The 20,584-nt window shown below is 65.5% G+C and carries 16 protein-coding genes; 12 read left to right on the forward strand and 4 right to left on the reverse strand.

Annotation, left to right across the window (positions count from 1 at the left end; genetic code table 11):
• Positions 1–89 precede the first annotated feature (89 nt).
• The 12 genes from OM960_RS01935 (at position 90) to OM960_RS01990 (ending at position 12,322) form a co-directional block, all read left to right on the forward strand.
• Positions 90–218 carry a DUF7697 family protein gene (locus OM960_RS01935; RefSeq protein WP_264770903.1) on the forward strand — a complete coding sequence of 43 codons (129 nt, stop codon included), beginning with the start codon at positions 90–92 and terminating at the stop codon, positions 216–218.
• A complete protein-coding gene (locus OM960_RS01940; protein ID WP_264770904.1) occupies positions 211–2,646 on the forward strand; it encodes a phage tail tape measure C-terminal domain-containing protein in 2,436 nt (811 codons plus the stop codon). Before OM960_RS01935 ends, OM960_RS01940 begins: the two co-directional genes overlap by 8 nt.
• A gap of 3 nt (positions 2,647–2,649) precedes the next feature.
• The gene (locus OM960_RS01945; protein ID WP_264770905.1) at positions 2,650–3,276 is read left to right on the forward strand and encodes a DUF2460 domain-containing protein; all 627 of its coding nucleotides are present in this window, start codon (positions 2,650–2,652) and stop codon (positions 3,274–3,276) included.
• The gene (locus OM960_RS01950; protein WP_264770906.1) at positions 3,273–3,623 is read left to right on the forward strand and encodes a hypothetical protein; all 351 of its coding nucleotides are present in this window, start codon (positions 3,273–3,275) and stop codon (positions 3,621–3,623) included. The genes OM960_RS01945 and OM960_RS01950 overlap by 4 nt, the downstream gene beginning before the upstream one ends.
• Positions 3,616–3,747 carry a hypothetical protein gene (locus OM960_RS01955; RefSeq protein ID WP_264770907.1) on the forward strand — a complete coding sequence of 44 codons (132 nt, stop codon included), beginning with the start codon at positions 3,616–3,618 and terminating at the stop codon, positions 3,745–3,747. Before OM960_RS01950 ends, OM960_RS01955 begins: the two co-directional genes overlap by 8 nt.
• Before the next feature lie 5 nt (positions 3,748–3,752).
• A complete protein-coding gene (locus OM960_RS01960) occupies positions 3,753–4,418 on the forward strand; it encodes a lysozyme (protein WP_264770908.1) in 666 nt (221 codons plus the stop codon).
• Between the two features lie 3 nt (positions 4,419–4,421).
• The gene (locus OM960_RS01965; protein WP_264770909.1) at positions 4,422–4,652 is read left to right on the forward strand and encodes a hypothetical protein; all 231 of its coding nucleotides are present in this window, start codon (positions 4,422–4,424) and stop codon (positions 4,650–4,652) included.
• 86 nt (positions 4,653–4,738) lie between these two features.
• The gene (locus OM960_RS01970) at positions 4,739–4,969 is read left to right on the forward strand and encodes a hypothetical protein (RefSeq protein WP_264770910.1); all 231 of its coding nucleotides are present in this window, start codon (positions 4,739–4,741) and stop codon (positions 4,967–4,969) included.
• Between the two features lie 126 nt (positions 4,970–5,095).
• The gene (locus tag OM960_RS01975) at positions 5,096–5,980 is read left to right on the forward strand and encodes a DUF2163 domain-containing protein (RefSeq protein ID WP_264770911.1); all 885 of its coding nucleotides are present in this window, start codon (positions 5,096–5,098) and stop codon (positions 5,978–5,980) included.
• Positions 5,977–6,411 carry an NlpC/P60 family protein gene (locus tag OM960_RS01980; protein ID WP_264770912.1) on the forward strand — a complete coding sequence of 145 codons (435 nt, stop codon included), beginning with the start codon at positions 5,977–5,979 and terminating at the stop codon, positions 6,409–6,411. The genes OM960_RS01975 and OM960_RS01980 overlap by 4 nt, the downstream gene beginning before the upstream one ends.
• Before the next feature lie 9 nt (positions 6,412–6,420).
• Positions 6,421–10,386, forward strand: a complete 3,966-nt coding sequence (locus OM960_RS01985) for a baseplate multidomain protein megatron (RefSeq protein ID WP_264770913.1) — start codon at positions 6,421–6,423, stop codon at positions 10,384–10,386.
• Between the two features lie 10 nt (positions 10,387–10,396).
• On the forward strand, positions 10,397–12,322 hold the full coding sequence (locus OM960_RS01990) for a DUF2793 domain-containing protein (RefSeq protein WP_264770914.1): 1,926 nt from the start codon (positions 10,397–10,399) through the stop codon (positions 12,320–12,322).
• 310 nt (positions 12,323–12,632) lie between these two features.
• Here the strand turns inward: OM960_RS01990 and OM960_RS01995 are convergent, their stop codons facing one another.
• Genes OM960_RS01995 through OM960_RS02010 form a run of 4 tightly spaced genes read right to left on the reverse strand, consistent with a single transcriptional unit; the run spans position 12,633 to position 20,583 of the window.
• Positions 12,633–15,608 carry a type I restriction endonuclease subunit R gene (locus tag OM960_RS01995; protein WP_264770915.1) on the reverse strand — a complete coding sequence of 992 codons (2,976 nt, stop codon included), beginning with the start codon at positions 15,606–15,608 and terminating at the stop codon, positions 12,633–12,635.
• Positions 15,595–17,700, reverse strand: a complete 2,106-nt coding sequence (locus tag OM960_RS02000; protein WP_264770916.1) for an NADAR family anti-phage protein — start codon at positions 17,698–17,700, stop codon at positions 15,595–15,597. Before OM960_RS02000 ends, OM960_RS01995 begins: the two co-directional genes overlap by 14 nt.
• Positions 17,700–18,746, reverse strand: coding sequence for a phosphoribosyltransferase-like anti-phage protein (locus tag OM960_RS02005; RefSeq protein ID WP_264770917.1), 1,047 nt, complete (start codon positions 18,744–18,746; stop codon positions 17,700–17,702). Before OM960_RS02005 ends, OM960_RS02000 begins: the two co-directional genes overlap by 1 nt.
• Before the next feature lie 40 nt (positions 18,747–18,786).
• On the reverse strand, positions 18,787–20,583 hold the full coding sequence (locus OM960_RS02010; protein WP_264770918.1) for a GmrSD restriction endonuclease domain-containing protein: 1,797 nt from the start codon (positions 20,581–20,583) through the stop codon (positions 18,787–18,789).
• Position 20,584 lies beyond the last annotated feature (1 nt).

Below are 20,584 nucleotides of genomic sequence, written 5' to 3' on the forward strand. Positions count from 1 at the left end.
TGACGCATGAAAGCTGGCAGGTCTGGGACCTCGTCGGTCGTCTCGGCGGCCAACTCAGGGTTCTGCCCGGCGCGGTGATTGGCTGGGACATGTCGGCGGCGCTAGCGCTCGGCGACGCCCTCGGCGTGCCGCCCACCGTCGCGGCCGAACTGCTGCCAGTCATCGAAGCGGTGATGGTGGCGAAACTCAACGAACAGATGGAACGCCCGAATGGCTGAAAAACGCGTCAGCGTCCGCCTTGCGGCGGTCGGTGGTCGGCAGGTACGCGCCGAACTGGAAGGCGTCGGCGAAGCCGGCGCCCGAGGCTTCGGACGGCTCAGCCGCGAGATGGAGGCGGCGAATACCCGGCTTGCGGCCTTCTCGCGAAGGGTGCGCGTGGCCGCCGCAGCCGCTGTGGCCGCCGCCGCCGCCGCTGGCGTGGCGATGATCCGCTCGGGCCTCCAGACCGTCGATGCGCAGGCGAAGCTCGCGCAGTCGCTCGGCACCACAGTCGCCTCGATCCAGACCCTCGAGCGTGCGGGCGAGCTGGCGGGCGTGTCGATGTCCGGCATTGAACAGGCCACCAAGGATCTGACGCGCCGTCTCAGCCAGGCAGCGGCCGGGACAGGCCCGGTTGCCGACGCGCTCGACCGGCTGGGTCTTTCGGCCTCTGACCTGATCGCGCTGCCGCTGGACCAGCGTGTGGGTGCTATCAACGCCGCAATCGAGAACTTCGTGCCCGCCGCCGAGCGTGCGGCCGTCGCGGGTCAGCTCTTCGGCGAGGAAGGCTCCATCGCCATGTCGCGCATCGACACGGCGACGTTGCGCCAGGCGACGGAGGATGTCCTCGCCTTCGGGGTCGTCGTCTCCGAACAGGACGCCGACCAGATCGAGCGCACGAACGACGCAATCTCGCGCCTAGGCCTCATTTGGCGAGGGCTCTCTAACCAGCTGGCCGTCGCCGCAGCCCCGGCGCTCGAAGCGGTCGCCAACGCGATGGCCGCCATTGCCAGCCGCACCGGTCCGCTCGGCATCGTCATTCGCGGTCTCTTCGACAATATCGGCCGCCTGACCACCTATGCCGTGACCTTCGCGACCTTCCTCGCGGGCCGCTGGGTCGCCGGGCTGGCCGCTGCCGCGCTCTCGGTCCGTGGGTTCGCCACCGCGCTGGTGGTCCTGCGCGGGGCGCTGATCCGCACCGGCATCGGTGCGCTGATCGTCGGCGTCGGCGAGCTGATCTATCAGCTTTCCCAATTCGTTGCCCGCGTCGGTGGGATCGGCGAGGCCTTCCGCCTGCTCTCCGATCTGGCCTCCGAGGTCTGGTCGCGGGTCGGGCTCGCGCTCGACGCCGCGCTCGCCCGCATGGCGGCCGGATGGGAGGGGCTGAAGGCCGCCGCGCTCTCGGCGCTCGACGGCACCGTCGCGGGCGTCGTGGGGTTCGGGGACCGCACTGTCGCGATCTTCCAGGGGGCCTATGACGGCGCGGTGGCGATCTGGGGCAGCCTGCCGGGCGCCATCGGCGATTTCGCCTACCAGGCCGCGAACGGGCTGATCGGCGGGGTCGAGGCGATGCTGAACGGCGTCGTCACCCGCATCAACAGCTTCATCGAGACGCTGAACGCCGCGCTGGCCCTGCTGCCGGAATGGGCGACAGGCGAAGGTGGCGTGCGGATCGGCACGCTCGACGCTGTCGACCTGAGCCGGATCGACAACCCGTTCGAGGGGGCCGCGACGGCGGCCGGTACGGCAGCGGCCGATGCGTTTTCGGCGGCGCTTGCCCGAACCTATATCACCCTGCCGGACCTCGGGCTCGGCGCGATGGCGGAGGACGCGCGCGCCCGGGCCGATGCCTATCGCGAGGCTGCGGGGATGCTGACCGATGCCGCGACCCGGCCGCTTGCCGCCTGGCAGGCGCTTAAGGATGCCGTGACCGGATCCGGCACGGAGGCCGAGACCGCGCTGACAGACGCCGCGACCTCCGCCGATGCACTGGCGGCCGGGCTCGACGACACCACTGCCGCGGCCAATGGTGCCGGAGGTGCTGCCCGCGATGCCGGAACCGCCGCTGGCGACGGGGCGGAGCGTGCGCTGACCGGCTGGCAGGCGGTGACGGCGGCGCTCTCGGACTATGCCAGCCGGGCGCGGGAGATCGGCGGCGATATCGGCCAGAGCCTCGTCGGCGCGTTTCAGTCGGCCGAGGACGCGGTCGGGGAGTTCGTGAAGACCGGCAAGCTGAACTTCCGTGATCTGGTGACCTCGCTCATTGCCGATCTGGCGAAGCTGGCGGCGCGGCGGTTCATCCTCGGCCCCATCGCCAACGCGCTCTCGGGCGCGCTCGGCGGCGCGGGAGGGATCTTCGCCAACATCCTGCACGCGGGCGGCATGGTCGGCTCGTCCGGGCCTTCACGGATGGTCCCGGCCATGGCCTTCGCCGCCGCGCCCCGGATGCATTCTGGCGGCGCTGTCGGCCTTCGCCATGACGAGGTGCCTGCAATCCTGCAACGGGGCGAGCGGGTGCTCTCGCGCCGGGAGGCGCAGAGCTACGGCGCGGGCGGCGGGGTCAACGTCACCATCATGGCCCGCGACGCCGAGAGTTTCAGGCAATCCCGGACGCAGGTCGCGGCGGACATCGCACGGGCGGTCTCGCTCGGGCGGAGGGGGATGTAAGCCATGGCGTTCCATGAGGTCCGGTTCCCGGACAACATCAGCCGTGGCGCGCGGGGCGGGCCGGAGCGGCGCACCCAGATCGTCGAGCTTGCCTCGGGCGACGAGGAGCGCAACGCCAGCTGGGCCAATTCGCGCCGCCGCTACGATGTCGCCTACGGCATCCGCCGCTCGGACGATCTGGCGGCGGTCGTCGCCTTCTTCGAGGCCCGTAACGGCAGGCTCCACGGGTTCCGCTTCAAGGACTGGGGCGACCACAAGTCCTGCCTGCCTTCGGGCACGCCATCGCCGACCGACCAAGCGATCGGCACCGGCGACGGCGCGACGACTACCTTCCAGTTGGTGAAGCGCTACGCCTCGGGCAGCCAGTCGTGGGTGCGGAACATTGCCAAGCCGGTCGCGGGCTCGGTCGCCGTCGCCCTGAATGGCACCCCGCAGGCCTCCGGCTGGTCCGTCGATACCACGACCGGCGTCATCACCTTCACCATCGCGCCGGGCGCTGGCGTCGCGGTCACCGCAGGCTTCGAGTTCGATGTCCCGGTCCGCTTCGACACCGACGTGCTCGACGTGACGCTCGACCTCGAGCGGCTGGGCTCGATCACCTCCATCCCGCTTCTGGAGATCCGACGATGAACGACGAAGCCGGATTTCTGGCGGCGGCGCTGAAGGAACTGCTCGCCTCCACGGCGGTGATCCTTGCCGCCTGGGGCGCGCTCGGCGGCGCGACCAACGCGCTGACCACGAAAATGCGGCTGCGCGACGCGCTGCGCCACATCCTGCTTGGCGGTCTGATCGCAGCCGGGATGGGGAGCCTGTCGATGGCGGTCATCACCCGTTGGCTCGGGCTGCCGCCCGAGGCGATCCCGGCCGGGGGCGCGGCCGGATCGGCCGCCTATCTCGTCGGCGTCTTCGGACCGGCCTTCATCGAGGTGCTGCTCGCCCGTCTGCGCCATGCCGGGAAAGGCGATGGCGATGCATGACCTTCTCCGCCTCGCGCGCTCCCTGCGCTGCGACCCGTCCGATCCCGGCCAGGCCTTCCGCCACCGCCTGGGCGTCGGCATCGCCGTCGCCGTGTTGATCCTGATCCTCTCGCTTCTGGGGTGACATCCATGCACATGACTGACCGGGGTCTGCTGGCCCTCGTCCGGCACGAAGGCATTGTGCCCGGACTCTATTTCGATGTGAAACAGGTCTGGACGTTCGGCATCGGCCACACGGCCGCTGCTGGGGGACCCGATCCCGCCACGATGCCGCGCGGCATGCCCGCCGATCTCGATGCCGGGATCCGCGAGGCGTTCCGGGTCTTCCGCACCGACCTCGCACGCTACGAAGCCGCGGTCCTGCGCGCCGTGAAGGTACCGCTCGAGCCACATGAGTTCGATGCGCTGGTCTCGTTTCACTACAACACGGGCGGCATCGCCAAGGCGGCGCTGACCCGGCACCTGAACGCGGGCGACCGGGCTGCAGCGGCAGCGGCCTTCATGGGCTGGCTCAAGCCCGTCGCGATCCGCCAACGCCGCGAGGCCGAGCGCGATCTCTTCGCGACGGGCCACTATCCCGCCGGAACGATCCCCGTCTGGTCGGTGGACCGCAACGGCCGGGTCGATTTCTCGAAACCGATCCGGCGTCTGACCGAGGGCGAGGCGCTGGCGCTGCTGCGCCCGGCAAGCGTGCCGATACCGAGACCATCCGTGCCTGCTGTCACGCCTGAACCTGCCATCGGTTGGCTTGCCCGGCTGAGCGCGTTCTTCTCCACCCTGATCCGGAAGGCCTAATACATGCGCTACATCCGACTGACCTCGCTCACCTGGTGGGCGGGGTGCCTCGCCATGCTCACCGGCATTGCCTCGCTCGCGCTGCCCGCCACCGGGCCGCTTAGCGAACTCTCCCGCTTCGTCGCGCTGCTCGCAGGCTCGGGCGATGCCTCGCCCGCGGGGCTGATGTTCCTCGGGCTTGGCCTGATTGGCCTGCGTGACCGGATCGAGCGCGGGTTCCGCGGCGATGCTTGAGTTTCTCGCAGGTCTGGTCGTGGGCGGTTGCCTCGGGGTCTTCGTTGTCGCCCTTTGCGTCGCCTCCGCGCGCGGGGAGCGAGACGATGGCTGAGTTCCTGATCTGGCTGGTCGCGGCTCTGGGCGCGGTCGGAGGTGTCGTCCTCGGCCGGGTCTGGGGACGTGTGGAAGGCGAACGAGCGGGAAAACGGGAGGCGGAAAGCGATGCCAGGGAAGAGACACTCAGACGCGTCGAGCGCGGGCGGGACTCGGTTCGCGACGGCCGCGGTGCTAGCGATCCTGCTGACCGGCTGCGCCGCAACGATGGGCACTGGTGACGCGGGCTGCACTTCCTATGCGGAGGCGCGATTGGCCCGGCTGCCTGCCTCTGCGGTCGCCGCCGTGCCCCCGGAATGGGCGACCTGGATCGCCGATCTCGACGACCGCATGACGGGAACCTGCCGATGAAATCTCTCTCGCCCGCCCTGCAGGCCCATCTCGACGAAGGCACGACCACGCTCGCCTGGTGCTGGCGGATCGCCCGGGCTGACGGTGTGACCTTCGGCTTCACCGACCACGACAAGACGCTGAGCTTCGACGGCACGGACTTCGAGCCGGAAAGCGGGCTGACCGCCTCCGAGGTGCGCTCTGGCTCTGACCTGTCGGTCGATGCGCAGGACGCCGAAGGCGTGCTGACTTCGGACCGGATTACCGAGACTGACATCCTCGACGGCCGCTGGGACAATGCGGCGGTGGAGGTCTGGCGCGTGAACTGGGCCGACACCGCGCAGCGCGTTCTGATGCGGCGCGGAGCCATTGGCCAGATCCGGCGCGGGCAGCTGGCCTTCGTCGCGGAGGTGCGCTCGCTGGCCCATGTCCTCGGCCAGACGGTCGGGCGAACCTTCCAGGCGAGTTGCGATGCGGCGCTCGGCGATGCGCGCTGCGGCGTCGATCTGGAGGACCCGGCCTACAAGGGCGCAGGTGCTGTGGTCGACCTTTTGCGTGACCGCGCATTCACCGCCTCCGGTCTCGGCGGCTTCGAGCTGAGCTGGTTCACCTTCGGCACAATCGAATGGACCTCCGGCGCGAACGCTGGGCGGCGCACCGAGGTGCTGGGCCATGACCTTACGGACGGCATCGCTGTACTGACCCTGCTCGAGGCACCGGTGCGGGCCATCGCCGAGGGCGACGCCTTCACCATCCGCGCCGGCTGCGACAAGCGGATCGAGACCTGCGGGGCCAAGTTCGCCAACACCGCCAACTTCCGCGGCTTCCCGCATATCCCCGGCCAGGACGCCGTGCTGCGCTACGCGACGAAGGATGGTGGCCATGATGGAGGCGTACTGTGAACGCCGCCCATCCCGACAAGGTTATCGCGGCAGCGCGGTCATGGCTCGGAACGCCGTACCACGACCAAGCGAGCCTCAAGGGCGTCGGCTGCGACTGCCTCGGGCTCGCCCGGGGCATCTGGCGCGAGGTTGTCGGCCCCGAGCCATTCCCGATCCCGCCCTACAGCAGGGACTGGGGCGAGACGGGCCCGCGCGAGGTGCTGGCCGAAGGCGCGCGCCACATGATGCCCGAGATCGCTCCGGCCGATGCCGGTCCCGGCGCGCTGGTCCTCTTTCGGATGAAACCGCGCGCCATCGCCAAACATGTCGGGATCCTCACCGGGACCGACACCTTCCTCCACGCCTATGAGCGGCTCGGCGTTATCGAAGAGCCGCTCACGGCAGCTTGGCGGCGGCGCATTGCCTTCGCTTTCCTTTTTCCGCAACGCTGAGATCCCGACATGGCCACCCTCATTCTCGGCGCCGCCGGTGCCGCCATCGGCGGCTCGATCGGTGGCGCGATCCTCGGTGTCAGCGCGGCGACCATCGGGGGCTTCATCGGCTCCACCATCGGCTCGGTCGTCGACAGCTGGATCGTGTCCTCGCTAGCGCCGACGCAGAGGATCGAAGGGGCGCGGCTCGACAGCTTGCGCATCACCTCCTCCACCGAGGGGGCCGTGATCCCTCGGCTCTACGGCCGGATGCGCGTTGGCGGCAACATCATCTGGGCGACCGACTTTCGCGAGGAGACGAAAACCACCACGCAGGGTGGCGGCAAGGGCGGCGGGGGCGGCAAGGTCAAGACGACCGAGTATCTGTATTACGCCTCCTTCGCCGTCGCTCTCTGTGAGGGGCCGATCACCGGCATCGGGCGCGTCTGGGCCGATGGCAAGCCGATGGACCTCTCCGGCGTCACCTGGCGCTGGTATCCAGGCGACGAGGCGCAGGCGGCCGATCCGTTCATTTCGGCCAAGATGGGCGCGGCCAACACGCCGGCTTATCGCGGCACCGCCTATGTCGTCTTCGAGGAACTGCCGCTGTCGAGCTACGGCAACCGCCTGCCGCAGCTTTCCTTCGAGGTGTTCCGCCCGCTGGCCGACCCGGACACCGCCGAGGGGCTGACCCGCGCCGTCACGCTGATCCCTGCCTCGGGCGAGTTCACCTACGCCACCCAGGCCATCCGAAAATCCTCCGGAGGTGCCACGCAGGCCGAAAACCTGAACGCGCTGCCCGACACCGCCGACATGGTCGTGGCGCTGGACCGGCTGCAGGCCATGGCGCCGGCCGTCGAAAGCGTCAGCCTCGTCGTCGCCTGGTTCGGTGACGACCTGCGCGCGGGCTCCTGCAAGCTGCGCCCGGGCGTCGAGGTCTCGGCGAAATCCACGACGCCAGTCGGCTGGTCGGTCAATGGCGTCAGCCGCGCCAATGCCTTCCTCGTCAGCCGCGACGCCGAGGACCGCCCGGTCTATGGCGGCACGCCCGCCGATTTCGCTGTTGTGCAGGCGATCCGGGAGATGAAGGCGCGCGGCTTGCGCGTGACCTTTTATCCCTTCCTCCTGATGGACGTCCCGCCCGGCAATACGCTGCCGAACCCGTATTCCGACAATGCCGCCGAGACCGGCCAGCCCACATTCCCCTGGCGCGGCCGGATCACCTGTTCGCCCGCGGCGGGCCATGCCGGGAGCGTGGACAAGACGGCCACGGCGTCGAGCCAGGTCGCGGCCTTCTTCGGCAGCGCCAGCCCCTCCGACTTCGCGATCTCAGGCGAGACCGTCTCCTGGACGGGCCCGTCCGGCGACTGGGGTCTGCGCCGGATGATGCTGCACTACGCTCATCTCTGCGCCGTGGCAGGCGGGGTCGACGCCTTCCTGATCGGCTCGGAAATGCGCGGCCTGACCACCATCCGCTCGGGCGCCAGCAGCTATCCCGCTGTCACCGCGTTCAAGGCGCTCGCCGCCGACGTGCGCGCCATTCTCGGGGCTGGGACGGAAATCGGCTATGCGGCCGACTGGTCGGAATACTTCGGTCACCAGCCGGGCGACGGCAGCAGCGACGTGTTCTTCCATCTCGATCCGCTCTGGGCCGACACGAACACCGACTTCATCGGCATCGACAACTACATGCCGCTGTCGGACTGGCGGGACGGGTTCGAGCATGCCGACGCGGCCGAGGGCTGGCCCGCGATCTACGACAGGGCCTATCTGCAGGCGAACATCGCGGGCCGCGAAGGCTTCGACTGGTTCTATGCATCGTCGGCCGACCGCTCCGCGCAGGTGCGCACGCCGATCAACGATGGTGCTGCGGGCAAGCCATGGGTCTTTCGCTACAAGGATCTTCATAGCTGGTGGAGCAACCCGCATTACAACCGTCCGGGTGGGGTAGAGAGCGGCACGCCGACAGCATGGGTGCCGCAATCAAAGCCCATCCGCTTCACCGAACTCGGCTGCCCGGCCATCGACCGGGGCACCAACCAGCCCAACGTCTTCTTCGACCCGAAGTCGTCGGAGAGCTTCACACCGTATTTCTCGCGGGGCTGGCGCGACGACACCATCCAGCGCGCCTATCTCGAGGCGACCTACCTGTTCTGGGGCGAGGCCGCGAACAACCCGGTGTCCTCGGTCTACGGCGGCCGGATGGTCGATGTGCCGGAGTGCGCAGCCTGGACCTGGGACGCACGGCCGTACCCGTTCTTCCCTGAACTGACGGATGTCTGGACCGACGGCCCCAACTGGCGGCTCGGGCACTGGCTCACCGGACGGCTCGGGGCGGTGTCGCTGGCGGCCCTCGTTCGGCACCTCTGCCTGCGCGCGGGGCTGCCCGAGTCCCGGATCGACGTCACCGGCCTCTGGGGCGCGGTCGAGGGCTACGCCATCGGTGCCTTGGAAAGCCCGCGCGCCTCGATCACGACGCTGGCTCGCCACTTCGGATTCGATGCCGTCGAGACTGAGGGTGTGATCCGCTTCGTCATGCGCGGGCGGGCGGCGGTGGCGAGCGTCACACCGGACGACCTGGTCGCCGTGCGCGAGGGCGACGTGCTGGAACTGACGCGCGGCCAGGAGACCGAGCTGCCCCAGGCCCTGAAATGGCAGGTGGCCCGCGCGGACGAGGATTACGATGCGGCACAGGTCGAGGCCCGGCGCATCACCGTCGACACCACGCGCATCGCCTCCGAAAGCTTCCCCATGGCGGTGCCGCCCGAGGAAGCCGAGCGCCGTTGCCGCCGCGCGCTGATGGAAGCATGGACCGGCCGCGAGAGCGCGGTGTTTCGCCTGCCGCCCTCGCGGCTGGCGCTCGACCCGGCTGATGTGGTGATGCTCGCCCATGACGGCCGGTCCATCCAGATGCGACTCATCTCGATTGCCGACGCCGACGCGCGCGGCATCGAGGCCGTGCGTCAGGATCGGGAGGCCTACGACCTGCCGCCCGGCGATCCGCGCGCGGCGTCGCTGACGCGGGCCGTGGTGTTCGGCGCGCCGGATGCGGTGCTGATGGACCTGCCGCAGCTGACAGAGGACCAGCCCGCGCATCGCTCCTTCGCAGCGGCGCATGCCGTGCCGTGGCCCGGCGAGATCGCGGTGTTCCGCAGCCCCGCGACCGATGGCTTCGAGCTGCTGACCACGTTCGGCAGTCGCGCCCGGATCGGTGCGCTGGTCACCGACTTCTTCGCGGGGCCGACCTCGCGCTTCGATCTCGGCAATGCGCTGGTGGTCGATCTGCTGACCGGCACGCTGGAAAGCGTCACGGACCTGACCTTGTTCGGCGGTGCCAATGCCATCGCCATCGAGAGCGCGCCCGGTGTCTGGGAGGTCGTGCAGGCGGGCGCGGCCGAACTGATTGCCCCCAGCCGGTATCGCCTTACCCGACTCCTACGCGGCCAGCGGGGGACAGAGGGCGCAATCGGCAATCCGGTGCCCACAGGTGCGCGCGTCGTGGTGATCGACGCAGCGCTGGCATCGCTGCCGATCGCCGAGGCCGATCTTGGCATCCCATGGAACTGGCGGATCGGCCCGGCGAACCGCCCAGTCAACAACGAGACCTATGTCGCGCAGGCCTTCACGCCCGAGGGCGTTGGGCTGCGGCCGTTCTCTGTCGCCCATGTCGAGCAGCCTTGGCGCAGGCCGCGCACACCCGGCGATCTGACGATCCGCTGGACGCGCCGCTCCCGCGCGCTGGCGGCCGACAGCTGGGGCGGGCTTGAAGTGCCGCTCGGCGAGGAACTGGAGGCCTACGAGGTCGAGATCCTCAACGGCGCCAACGTGAAGCGGATGTTGAGCACTGCCACCACCAGCGCGATCTACACCGCCGCCCAGCAGACCGCCGACTGGGGCGCGCTACTCGGCCCAGGCGACACGCTCGATATTCGCATCTACCAGCTCTCCTCCCTCGTCGGGCGGGGCGCGCCGAAACCCGTCACGCTGACTTTCTGAAGGCCATCCCATGTCCGACGCCACGACCCATCTTCTACTGCCCTACATCCTGGCGGCGCAGGCCCAGAAGCACGTCACCCATAACGAGGCGCTGCGGATCCTGGACGGGCTGGTCCAGCTTTCCGTTATTGACCGGGACCTGACCGCGCCGCCGGGAAGCCCCGCCGATGGCGACCGCTACGTCGTCGCTTCCGGCGCCACCGGCGACTGGGCGGGGTGGGACCTGAACATCGCCGTCTGGACCGACGGCGCCTGGCTGCGTCTGCCGCCCCGGACCGGCTGGCGGGCATGGGTCGAGGACGAGGCCGTGCTTCTCGTCTGGACCGGTGCTGATTGGGAGATCGTGGGCGAACCGAGCGACATCTCGGATGCCGTCTTCAGCCTCGTGAACGACGCCGATCCCACGAAGAAGGCGGTCTTCGCGCTCTCCGGTATCAGCACCGGCACGACCCGCAGCTACACGCTGCCGAACACGTCCTCGGAACTGGCGATCCTGGCGGGCACCCAGACCTTCACCGGCAACAAGACCTTCTCCGGCACGCTGACCGCCTCCGGCTCCTTCACGGTCTCGGCCGCGACGGCCACCATCGGCACGGCGACAGGCACCGCGACCTACGGAATGGGCACCGGCGCAACGACCACCGGCCTCAGCAAGACCGTGAACCTCGGCACCGGCGGCGCGTCGGGGTCGAACACGGTCGTCAACATCGGCCCCGCGACCTCGGGCGCGAACGGCACCACGGTGGTCAACACGCCGACGGTCACCTTCGCCAATGCCGTGACGCAGGTCGGCATGCCCCAGGCGAACCTGACCGCGCAGCTTCTGGGCCTCGGCGGGGCGACGGCCGACAGTTACAACCGGCTCTCGGTCAACACGCCCGCAGTCCTCTTGAACAACGCGGGCGCCGGGATCGAGGCGACCGTCAACAAGGCTGCGCCCGCCAACGATGCTTCCTTCGCCTTCAAGACCAACTGGTCGGCACGCGCCCTGATCGGCCTTCTCGGCAGCGACGATTTCAGCTTCAAGGTCAGCCCGGACGGCTCGGCCTTCTACGAGGCGATCCGGATCGACCGCAGCTCCGGTCGGGTCGAGATGCCCGAACCCGTAGTGCTCCCGGCGGTGAGCGCCGTGCCCGCGCCGCCGCCGACCGGCAAGCTCGCCCTCTATGCCCACGACCGCGCCGGGGCCGGTTGGCTCGACGTTCAGCGCCCCTCGGGGCGGTTCTTCCCGCTGCAGCCTCATTTCGGGGTGAACCGCATCGCGACCTGGGCGCCGTCCACCGGCACGACCGTCAACACCAACGGCATGCCACGTACCGCCGTCGGCACGGTTTCCACGCCGACGCTCGCCACCACCAACCTCTCGACCTCGATGCGCCGCTGGCGCGTGACCAGTGCCGCCACCGCCGATGCGGCGGCCGAAGAACGCTCGGCCGGCTGGGTCTGCTGGCGCGGCAATGCGCACGGGCTGGGCGGCTTCACCTATGTGAACCGGCTCTCGCTGGTGACGTTGCAGACGACCGGCATGGGGTTCTTCGGCCTCTATGGATCGACGACAGCGCTGGCGACGACCCTGACGTTGTCGGCCGTCGTCAACTGCATCGGCATCGGTTTCCAGCGCGGCACCCACACGAACTGGCAGCTGGTCCAGAACGATGCCTCCGGCGCGCCGACGCTCACCGATCTCGGGGCGAGTTTCCCGGTGGCGAGCACGACGAACGTCCTGACCCTCACGCTTCTCGCCGCCCCGAACAGCAGCGAGATCGGCGTCCGGGTAGTCGAAGAGGTTAGCGGGGCGGTGGTCGAGGTGATGTTCGACACCGACATCCCGGCCGCCACGCAACTCCTGAGCCCGCGCAACTTCATGAACAACGGCGCCACGGCGGCGGCGGTCGCCTACGATTGCTCGGGGGTCTATGTCGAGACGGATTACTGAGACACAACACAGGCGACGGCGTCTCTTTCGGTCTCGCGCGAAACGTAATCCATTTATCATGTTGATATAGAATGAAAAATTAGCGCTCTAGGGAATGTGTCTACTGCGCTGTAGGAGCCGTTAATGCCCCCCAAGTATCCAAACATAACAGTCCAACTGACTGGACATGACAGTAATGCCTTCTTGATCCTCGGCTTGTGCGGACGGGCCGCAAAAGAAGCGGGGCTCTCGCAGCTTGAGATCGACGCGTTCTACCAAGAGGCCACATGCGGGGATCATGACCATCTGATCCAAATCGCCATGCGCTGGTTCAGCTGCGAGTAGCGGCCGAACCGGTCGGTGCCGCCTTCTCGGCATAGGTCGCCGCGAAGATCGTCTCCGAAAGCCATTTCTTGAACGATGGATTGTCGCTGAACTGTTTGAATAGCTCGGTATGGTCAGATAGCAGTTCGATGACCGCGCGCTCCAGTGCCTTGTCGTGCTCGATGCGGGCGTTCTGCTTGTCCGAATTCTGCATCGCGTTTTGATAGGCCTTGTCGGCCGCGACCTTCGTGGGCAACTCCTCAGCTATCACCTTCCCGATCTTGTCGGCGTCCTTCCAGTCGATGTTGCCGAACATCTCGTTGAACGTCTTGAGGATGTTACTGAGCAGGTCCAGTTCCGGCTCAGGCTTGCGACCGCCTCCGCCCAACGGCACAGGGCCGATTTCCGCGTCAGCATCGGGAAGCGCAATCGCCATCGTCGCCTGCGCCTCGACCCGGTAGCTGTCCATGTCGATGGCCTCCAGAATGCCCTTCGACAGGTCCTGCTCCTCGGGCGCCGGCAATTTCGGCGTTAGGAAGTTCAGGAAAATTGAGAGCTTCTCCCACTCCGCATTCGTGTAGGGCAGGATGGCCGCGAGGAATCCGTAGGTGCGCGTGAAAGCCTTTGCCTTACCCTTGAAGTCGACCTGCCCATCCTCATCGAGATCGGCTTTGTAGACCGCGACGCACGCGTCGAGGACGGGGTCGAGCTGGTCCCGGTCGGCGCCACCGAGATACAGCGCCACGAGGTCCTCCACCTGCTCCCAGGAATAGACCTGGTAGCCGTCGAGCCGCGCTTTCAGGTCGTGCAGCTTGTTCGGGTCGGTCTCCTCGCTCAGGATCGTCGTGCGGTAATAGTCCTCGAACGACGCCTTGATGCCATCCACATCGTTCATGAAATCCAGCACGAAGGTGTCGTGCTTCTGAGGATGCGCCCGGTTTAGGCGCGACAACGTTTGGACAGCCTTGATGCCGGACAAAGTCTTGTCCACGTACATCGTGTGCAGAAGCGGCTCGTCATAGCCGGTCTGGAACTTGTCGGCGACGATGAGGAACCGGTACGGGTCCTTCTGGATCAACTCTTCGATCTTGTTGCTAGGAAAGCCGTTGAGCGACGCCTCGGTCACCTTCTGACCGCCATATTCGTGCTCGCCCGAGAAGGCGACGATGGCCTGATAGGGGCTCTTGCGCTCCTTCAGATACTCCCCGAACGCGTGAAAATACTGGATGGCCCGGTGAATTCCGCTGGTCACCACCATCGAGCGCGCCGCGCCGCCGATCTTGCGGTGAGCCATCACCTGGTCGTGGAAGTGGTCGACCATGATCTCAGCTTTCTTGCGGATGGCATGGTCATGGGATTCGACATAGCGCCGGAGCTTCTTTTGCGCCCGCTTGGCGTCGAACTGCGGGTCGTCCTCCACCGTCTTCATGAGCCGGTAGTAGCTCTCGACTGGCGTGTAGTGCTTGAGCACGTCGAGGATGAAGCCCTCTTCGATGGCCTGCTTCATCGAATAATTGTGGAAGGGGACGTGCCTGACTTTCCCACCCTCGGGGACCGCCGTGCCGAAAATCTCCAGCGTCTTGTTCTTGGGCGTGGCAGTGAAGGCGAAGTAACTCGCATTCGGCAGCACCTTCCGCGCTTCCATCAGCCGGTTGATGGTGTCCTCGACGGTTTCGTCTTCCTCCTCGGCGCCATTCGCGGCAAGCGCGATGTTCATCTTGGCTGACGTCCGGCCGCCCTGGCTGGAATGCGCCTCGTCGATGATGATGGCGAAGGTTCGTCCGCGATGGCCATCCCCGATTTCGTCCAGGATGAACGGGAACTTCTGCACCGTGGTGATGATGATCTTCTTGCCCTGCTGAAGGAACGTCCGAAGCTGTTGCGACCCCTCTGTGACCGCGCCGACGATAGACGATACCTGCGCGAACTGCTTGATCGTGTCGCGGATCTGTTTGTCGAGATTGCGCCTGTCGGTGACAACGATGACGGTGTCGAAGGTCGGCTTCCCGCCGGTCTCCAGCCCGATCAACTGGTGGCCGAGCCAGGCAATCGAGTTGCTCTTGCCCGAACCTGCCGAGTGCTGGATCAGGTACCGTCGGCCGGCGCCGGAGGCCTCGGCGTCAGCCAGCAGCTTGCGCACCACGTCAAGCTGGTGAAAGCGCGGGAAAATCTGCTTCGGCGGCTTCTTCTTTCCGCGCTCGTCCGTCTCCTCGACCACCTGCGCGTAGTTCTCCAGGATGTCGGTGAGGTTGCGCTTGGTCAGGATCTGCTTCCAAAGGTAGTCGGTCTTCAGGCCATGCGGGTTCGGCGGGTTACCCGCGCCGTCATTCCAGCCCTTGTTGAAGGGCAGGAACCAGGACGCCTTGCCCTTCAGATGGCTGCACATCCGCACTTCGTGGTCGTCCACCGCGAAGTGGACGACGCAGCGGCCGAACTGGAACAACAGCTCCTTGGGATCGCGGTCGCGCTTGTACTGCTCGATCGCGTCCTCGACCGTCTGCTTGGTCAGGCTGTTCTTCAACTCGAAGGTGGCGACCGGCAGGCCGTTGATGAACAGCGCCGCGTCGAGCGACAGCTTGGTCGCATCCTTGGAATAGTGCAGCTGCCGGGTGACGCTGAACACGTTGGCGGCGAACAGCTCTTCGGCCTTCGCGTTGCCTGGGGTCGGCGTGCCAAAGAACAGCTCGACCGATCCAGGGCCATGCTTCACGCCGTTGCGCAGAACGTCGATGACACCGCGCTTGGCGATCTCGCCTTGCAGCCGGTGAAGGAATTGCAGGCGCTTCGGCCCATCTTCACCGATGCCCAAGGCTTCGACGGCCTCCGGCTGCGTGGCGTTAAGGAAGTCGAACAGCTTGGCCAGGTCGACGGCGTGGTCCCGGTCAAAATCCTTCGAGTCGCCAGCGACGTAACCGGCCTCGTCGATCAGCGACCGGACGATGAGGGCTTCGAGGCCTTTTTCGCTGGTGTCAGTCGTCGGCATCGGCCCCCTCCATCACCTCGGCGTCGTCGCCCTCCAGATCCTCCTCCAACGCGTCGTCCTCGTCGGCCGTTGGCTCATCCGCGGGAGCCGCAATCTCGATGTGCCGAACATCGAGTTTACCGGTGACAACATCTGCGATCAGGCGTTCGCGATATTCTTGAATAAAGCCAATCTCGCGCGCCGCGCGCTCTGCGGTCGTCTCCAGTGGCGTACATTCCTGCGTTAGACGATCCAGTATGACGTCCTGTTCGTCCTTTGGGGGGACAGGAATGGGTATGGCTTTCATGTAGCTTTGGGTGAGCTTGTCACGCGTCGCGCCCCCGACGTAGTTCGTATAGTCCGCGCAGTTCAGCGCGTGCACAATGAACTCAGGTCGATTTCCGGGCTTTGGCCGAAGGACGTGGATGTGATTGTTCGGCCAAACCTTCCCTTGTGAGAAGAACGCGACTGGCTTGTTGCGGTCAAAGAATGGAGCGCCATCCTCACCCAGAAGGATCAAGTCTTCGTCGAACAGAAAGTCGTTCAAGTGATCAATGATCTGGTTGGCACCCCAATAGGGAATGTCGCCCAGCATCTTTTCGCGGGCTGACGCCTCAAGCGGAACGCGCCGACCGTCCAGACACGTGGAAAGATGACGTAGCGGAATGACCTCCCAATGCGCCGGAACCTCGGGCATCCAGTCGATGCCAGTGGGCTTCATCGGGGCGTCGGGGTTCAGGCCGCGCGTGACGGCCCGGTTGATGATCGCCTGCTTCTGCTCATTCAACAGCCCGATCAGCCGCCGCTTGTTGCGGATCAGGCGTGCCGTTAGACGGCCATGGGCATCAAGGAAATCGGCAATCAGCGACTGTTCCTCTGTCGGAGGAAAAGAAGACGGCATCTGTTTGAACTCATCCCAATAGAGCCGGTTGCGGTCCGACACGATGCCCCGCGAGAACTTATTCACCTCGCGCTTATAGGCATCGGTTCTGAACAGGTACGCGTAGTAGCGCGGCTCGACCTCAGGGAATGGACGAGCGACAACATAGGCGGGGCTGATGAGGCCATCCGTGGGAGCGACGCCCACTGCGCCTTGCCACATCCGCATCATGTTGTAGGCGATGTCGCCCTTGGCGGCCCGCTTATACTTGCTGCGATCCGCCATCTGCTGCTTGCGCGTGCCGTTCTCCATGTCGCGAACGCGAACGCCCGTTCGCAGAGAAACCTCGAGGATCGGCAATTCCTCGAAGCCGGTTTCGACGCGCTCAGCAAACAGGCGGCCATTGCGACGGACATCCCAATGCGCAGGGATCTCGCCCAGCCAAGGAAGACCACTCTCCCGATACTGAGGAAAACGCGCCGGGGCATTCCGGCCGCTCGCAGCTTCGATGTGAGGATTGGAATCTGCGGGCTTGGTCTCGGTAATCATTGGCTGCTCAAATAGGGAAGGCTGGGGATCACTGGGCTGCGGTGGCGCGGTATCGGCGTGGGATGGCCGCCGAGTGGTCCAGCCGGGGATCTCGGCATTGGGCGCGGCCTGGACCGCCTCGATGGGCTGACCGAACAGCAGGAACTCGGAGATCGCCAGCGGCTCGATGAACCGCAAGCTCTCCGCCTCGTCGCCTTTCAGCTGCTCGCGCAGTTCCATCAGCAGCCGCCCGAGCACGTTCATACCGACGAGCGTGCCATCGTCGGCAACCTTCGCGCCCCAGAAATCATCCTTCCTGGATTGCTCGACGATGGGGCGGTCCCCGGTCGCCAAGAGCAGCCTGCCGAACTCACGCCAGTTCTGCGCCAGCTTCACGCGCAGGCACCATCGCATGATCTTGACCCGCACAAAGTCCCAGTCGTGGCGGGACACCCGCCGGTACGGCTTGCTGCGCATCTTTGCCGTCATCGGGCTGTTCTCGCCGATGATGAGCTGCTGCACCTCGGGCATGTGCGGGAAGCGACATGCCTGATAGAGAGCTTCCGACGTGCGGATGCGAACGCCGTTCACCCGCAATGGAAAGCCCGGCGCCATGTTCGACAGACCACCAAACCGCTCGTTCGTCTTGAGAAAGACGACGCTGGCGGCACGGTGATATGTGCGAACCTGGCTGGCCTGAGACATCAGAACACGTCCTTCGCCAACATCGCCATGAAGCGCTTCATCGACGTGTCGCTGTTGGTCGTCCGCGGGAACAGGGGGTGCCAAGGATCGCCCGCCCACAACGCCAGCGGCGCGTTGTTCGGACAGTTCCTGAAGGTGACGATCAGCGAGCCGAAGCCAAGGGTCTCAAGGAGCATGTTTCCCAACGGACGCTGGTACTTATTCAGGTTCGGGCACATCTGCCGAATGCGCACGCCAGCTTTCAGAAATTCTTCTTCCAGAAGCTGGCGCGCCTCGTCGCTTGAAAAAATCCCCTTTCCACCGACCTGTCCTGGCGTTCGCAAGTGTGGCTTGTAGGTCATTGCTCCGACGTATTCCGCGACCGCCGGATCATCCGGGATGCGAACCGGCCGCAATACGTCTGAGGAATCTGTGTGAGCTCTCTGATTTTCGAGATCTAGCTCGCACCACCAATGAAAGGTGATATCCTTCCCAGCGTCTTTCGCTGCCTTCAGTATATTCCCCTTGTTGTGCTGTTCAGCATAATATCGGGCACCTGTGTGCATGGCGATCATTACTATATGCACTGTGGCTTTCGCAGGCGCGTCCCCGGCGATCCACTTCTCGATATCTTGCTTTACTCTGTTTCCGGTGAATGTCGCGTCATCAATGTAAAGGAAGACTTCCGCGTTTTTCCCGCACTCGGAGGCCTCGAAACCGCAGTTGGCCTCAAGCAGCTTGCTGAATAGCGCGATCATCTGCGTTTGGCTTGCTCCACCGCCCTGAATGTCGAGGAACTTTACGCCCTTCCAAAATGCACACGGGTCATCGCCAACCAGCTTCTTGGTCTGAAACAGGCCCGCCAGGAATTTCGCAGTCCTTGCGCGGGAAAAGTATGTCTTCTTGAGGACGTGATCCATCTCGCGCAGGATCGGGATTTGCACCGCAGCGTCGAACTGGTTGATCCAGCGCTCAACATGCGCCGGGGTTGGCGCAGGCAGGTCGCCCTCACGATAGTCGGCGGTTGTCGCCGCAATAGAAGCCAGAAGATCTTCCCGTTCAGCCATTCACCATTCCCCAATTCTGGCAGTGTATTCAGCGTACAATCTAAAGTCCTTCGAAATATGTCTTGATCTTCTGCGCCATCAGCTTGCGCCGCTCCTCCAAGAAGTCGTCAAAGGCGGGGATCTCCCCGTCCAGCATGCACTCTGGCAAGCAGCTCATTCGAAGATTTGCCCGCATCTCCTCAATCGTCGTGATGCCACCATACTTCTTGGCGCCGCCGTTGCACTGGTCCGCCAGCTCGCTAAAGTAGACCTTCGGATCGCGGTCACCGATGCCAATGTTGATCTCGCTCTGGGCCAGGACGAAGTTGGCGATCTGGTTGTAGCGGCCGCGTGTGAGACCTTGGCCCTTGAGGTGATTGCGCGGATAGACATGGTGCACGTCGCTGCGGTTCAGCAGCAGGTCACGCACGGTGATGTCCCGCGACAGGAAGCCGAGGTCGCCGAGCTTCACCTGCGCTGCCCGATAGACAAGGAAATAGGGGCTCGAGGCGGAGGAGGTGTCCATCTCCTGTGGTAGCAGAGTGTTCCAGAAGCTTTCAGGCAGCTCCGCGTCGATCACCGCGTCCGTATAGACCGCAAGACCGCGGGACTCGATCTGGCGGATATCGAAGTCGAAAGCCGTCTCGGGGCTGCCCGAATAGCGCCCGCGCAGAAGCGACATGACATACCAGCGCCGCACGAGACGCTCGATGTCGGCGGCCGGTATGCCTTCGGCGCGGCCACGAAGGTAGAGGATGTACGCGAAGTTGATTGCGTTCTGACTACGGATCAGGCCCGAGGTGACGAACCCGGCCGAGCGCAGGATCATCGTCAGCCTGTCGAAATGGGTCTTGTTGATGAAGTTGAGGACACCGGTCTTCAGCTTGTCGAAGGCCTCCTCGGCGACCGCTTCCTCGTACTGCTTCGTCTCGAAGTTACGTCCCGACAGCAGGGCGACCAAATCCTGCAGCTTGCCCCTGCGGAACTCCGACGTGAACGCCACGCGCAGCATGTCGGTGTAGGACGGGTCGTAGAGGTCGTCGTTCACGTCCTTTAGCCAGCGCATCTTCGGCAGGAACTCGGAAGTGGCGAATGCCTTGTCGCCCTTCTCGATGCGAGGCAGGAATTCGGGCGCGACGGCGAGGTGACAGAAATAGTCGATCGCCTTGCGCAGCATGTTGCCGCCATAGGTCTCGTTCGCCGCGATTTTCGACATGGCGAAATCAGCTTGGCTGAGCGATGCCCCGGCCGAATTCACCCGGATGAAGATTTCGGTGACCGTCTCGATGTCGAGGTCTTCGGCCAGCTCGATAATGCCGACCTGGTTGTTGATGATCTTGCGAACTTTCTCCAGCACCAATGAAATCTGGTCCTGATCAGTCTCTGGATTGCGCGCTGCATATTCACGCGTGAGTTTGGTCAGGCTCGCGTCAGGCGCAAAGACCGTCGCCAGGTCCGCAATCCATGAGGCGTCCTTCTGGATGGCCGGGTTCGAAACCTCGAAGCGCTCCTCGACCGGGTGGAACGCGATCCGGATGCGTACGGTCTCGTAATCCTTGGTCAGCACCTCCTGGCCGAGCAACGCGGCCATGAGCGCTGTGACGCGCTGCTGCCCGTCGATCAGGATGCGTTTGCCCGAGGATGTGGAGCCGTCTTTCAGCCGGACCGACGGGTTACGCCAGGCGATCAGATAGCCGACCGGATAGCCCTGATAGAGGGAATCCAGAAGGTTCCGGACCTTGGTCGCATCCCATACGAAGGGCCGCTGGATTTCCGGTATCGCGATCTCGCCGGACTTTACCCAGGTGAGCAGGGTTTCGATCGGATGGGGGGTGACCGAGTACCGTTGGGTGGCCATG

The sequence above is a fragment of the Defluviimonas salinarum genome (assembly GCF_026013545.1).
Lineage (GTDB): Bacteria > Pseudomonadota > Alphaproteobacteria > Rhodobacterales > Rhodobacteraceae > Albidovulum > Albidovulum salinarum.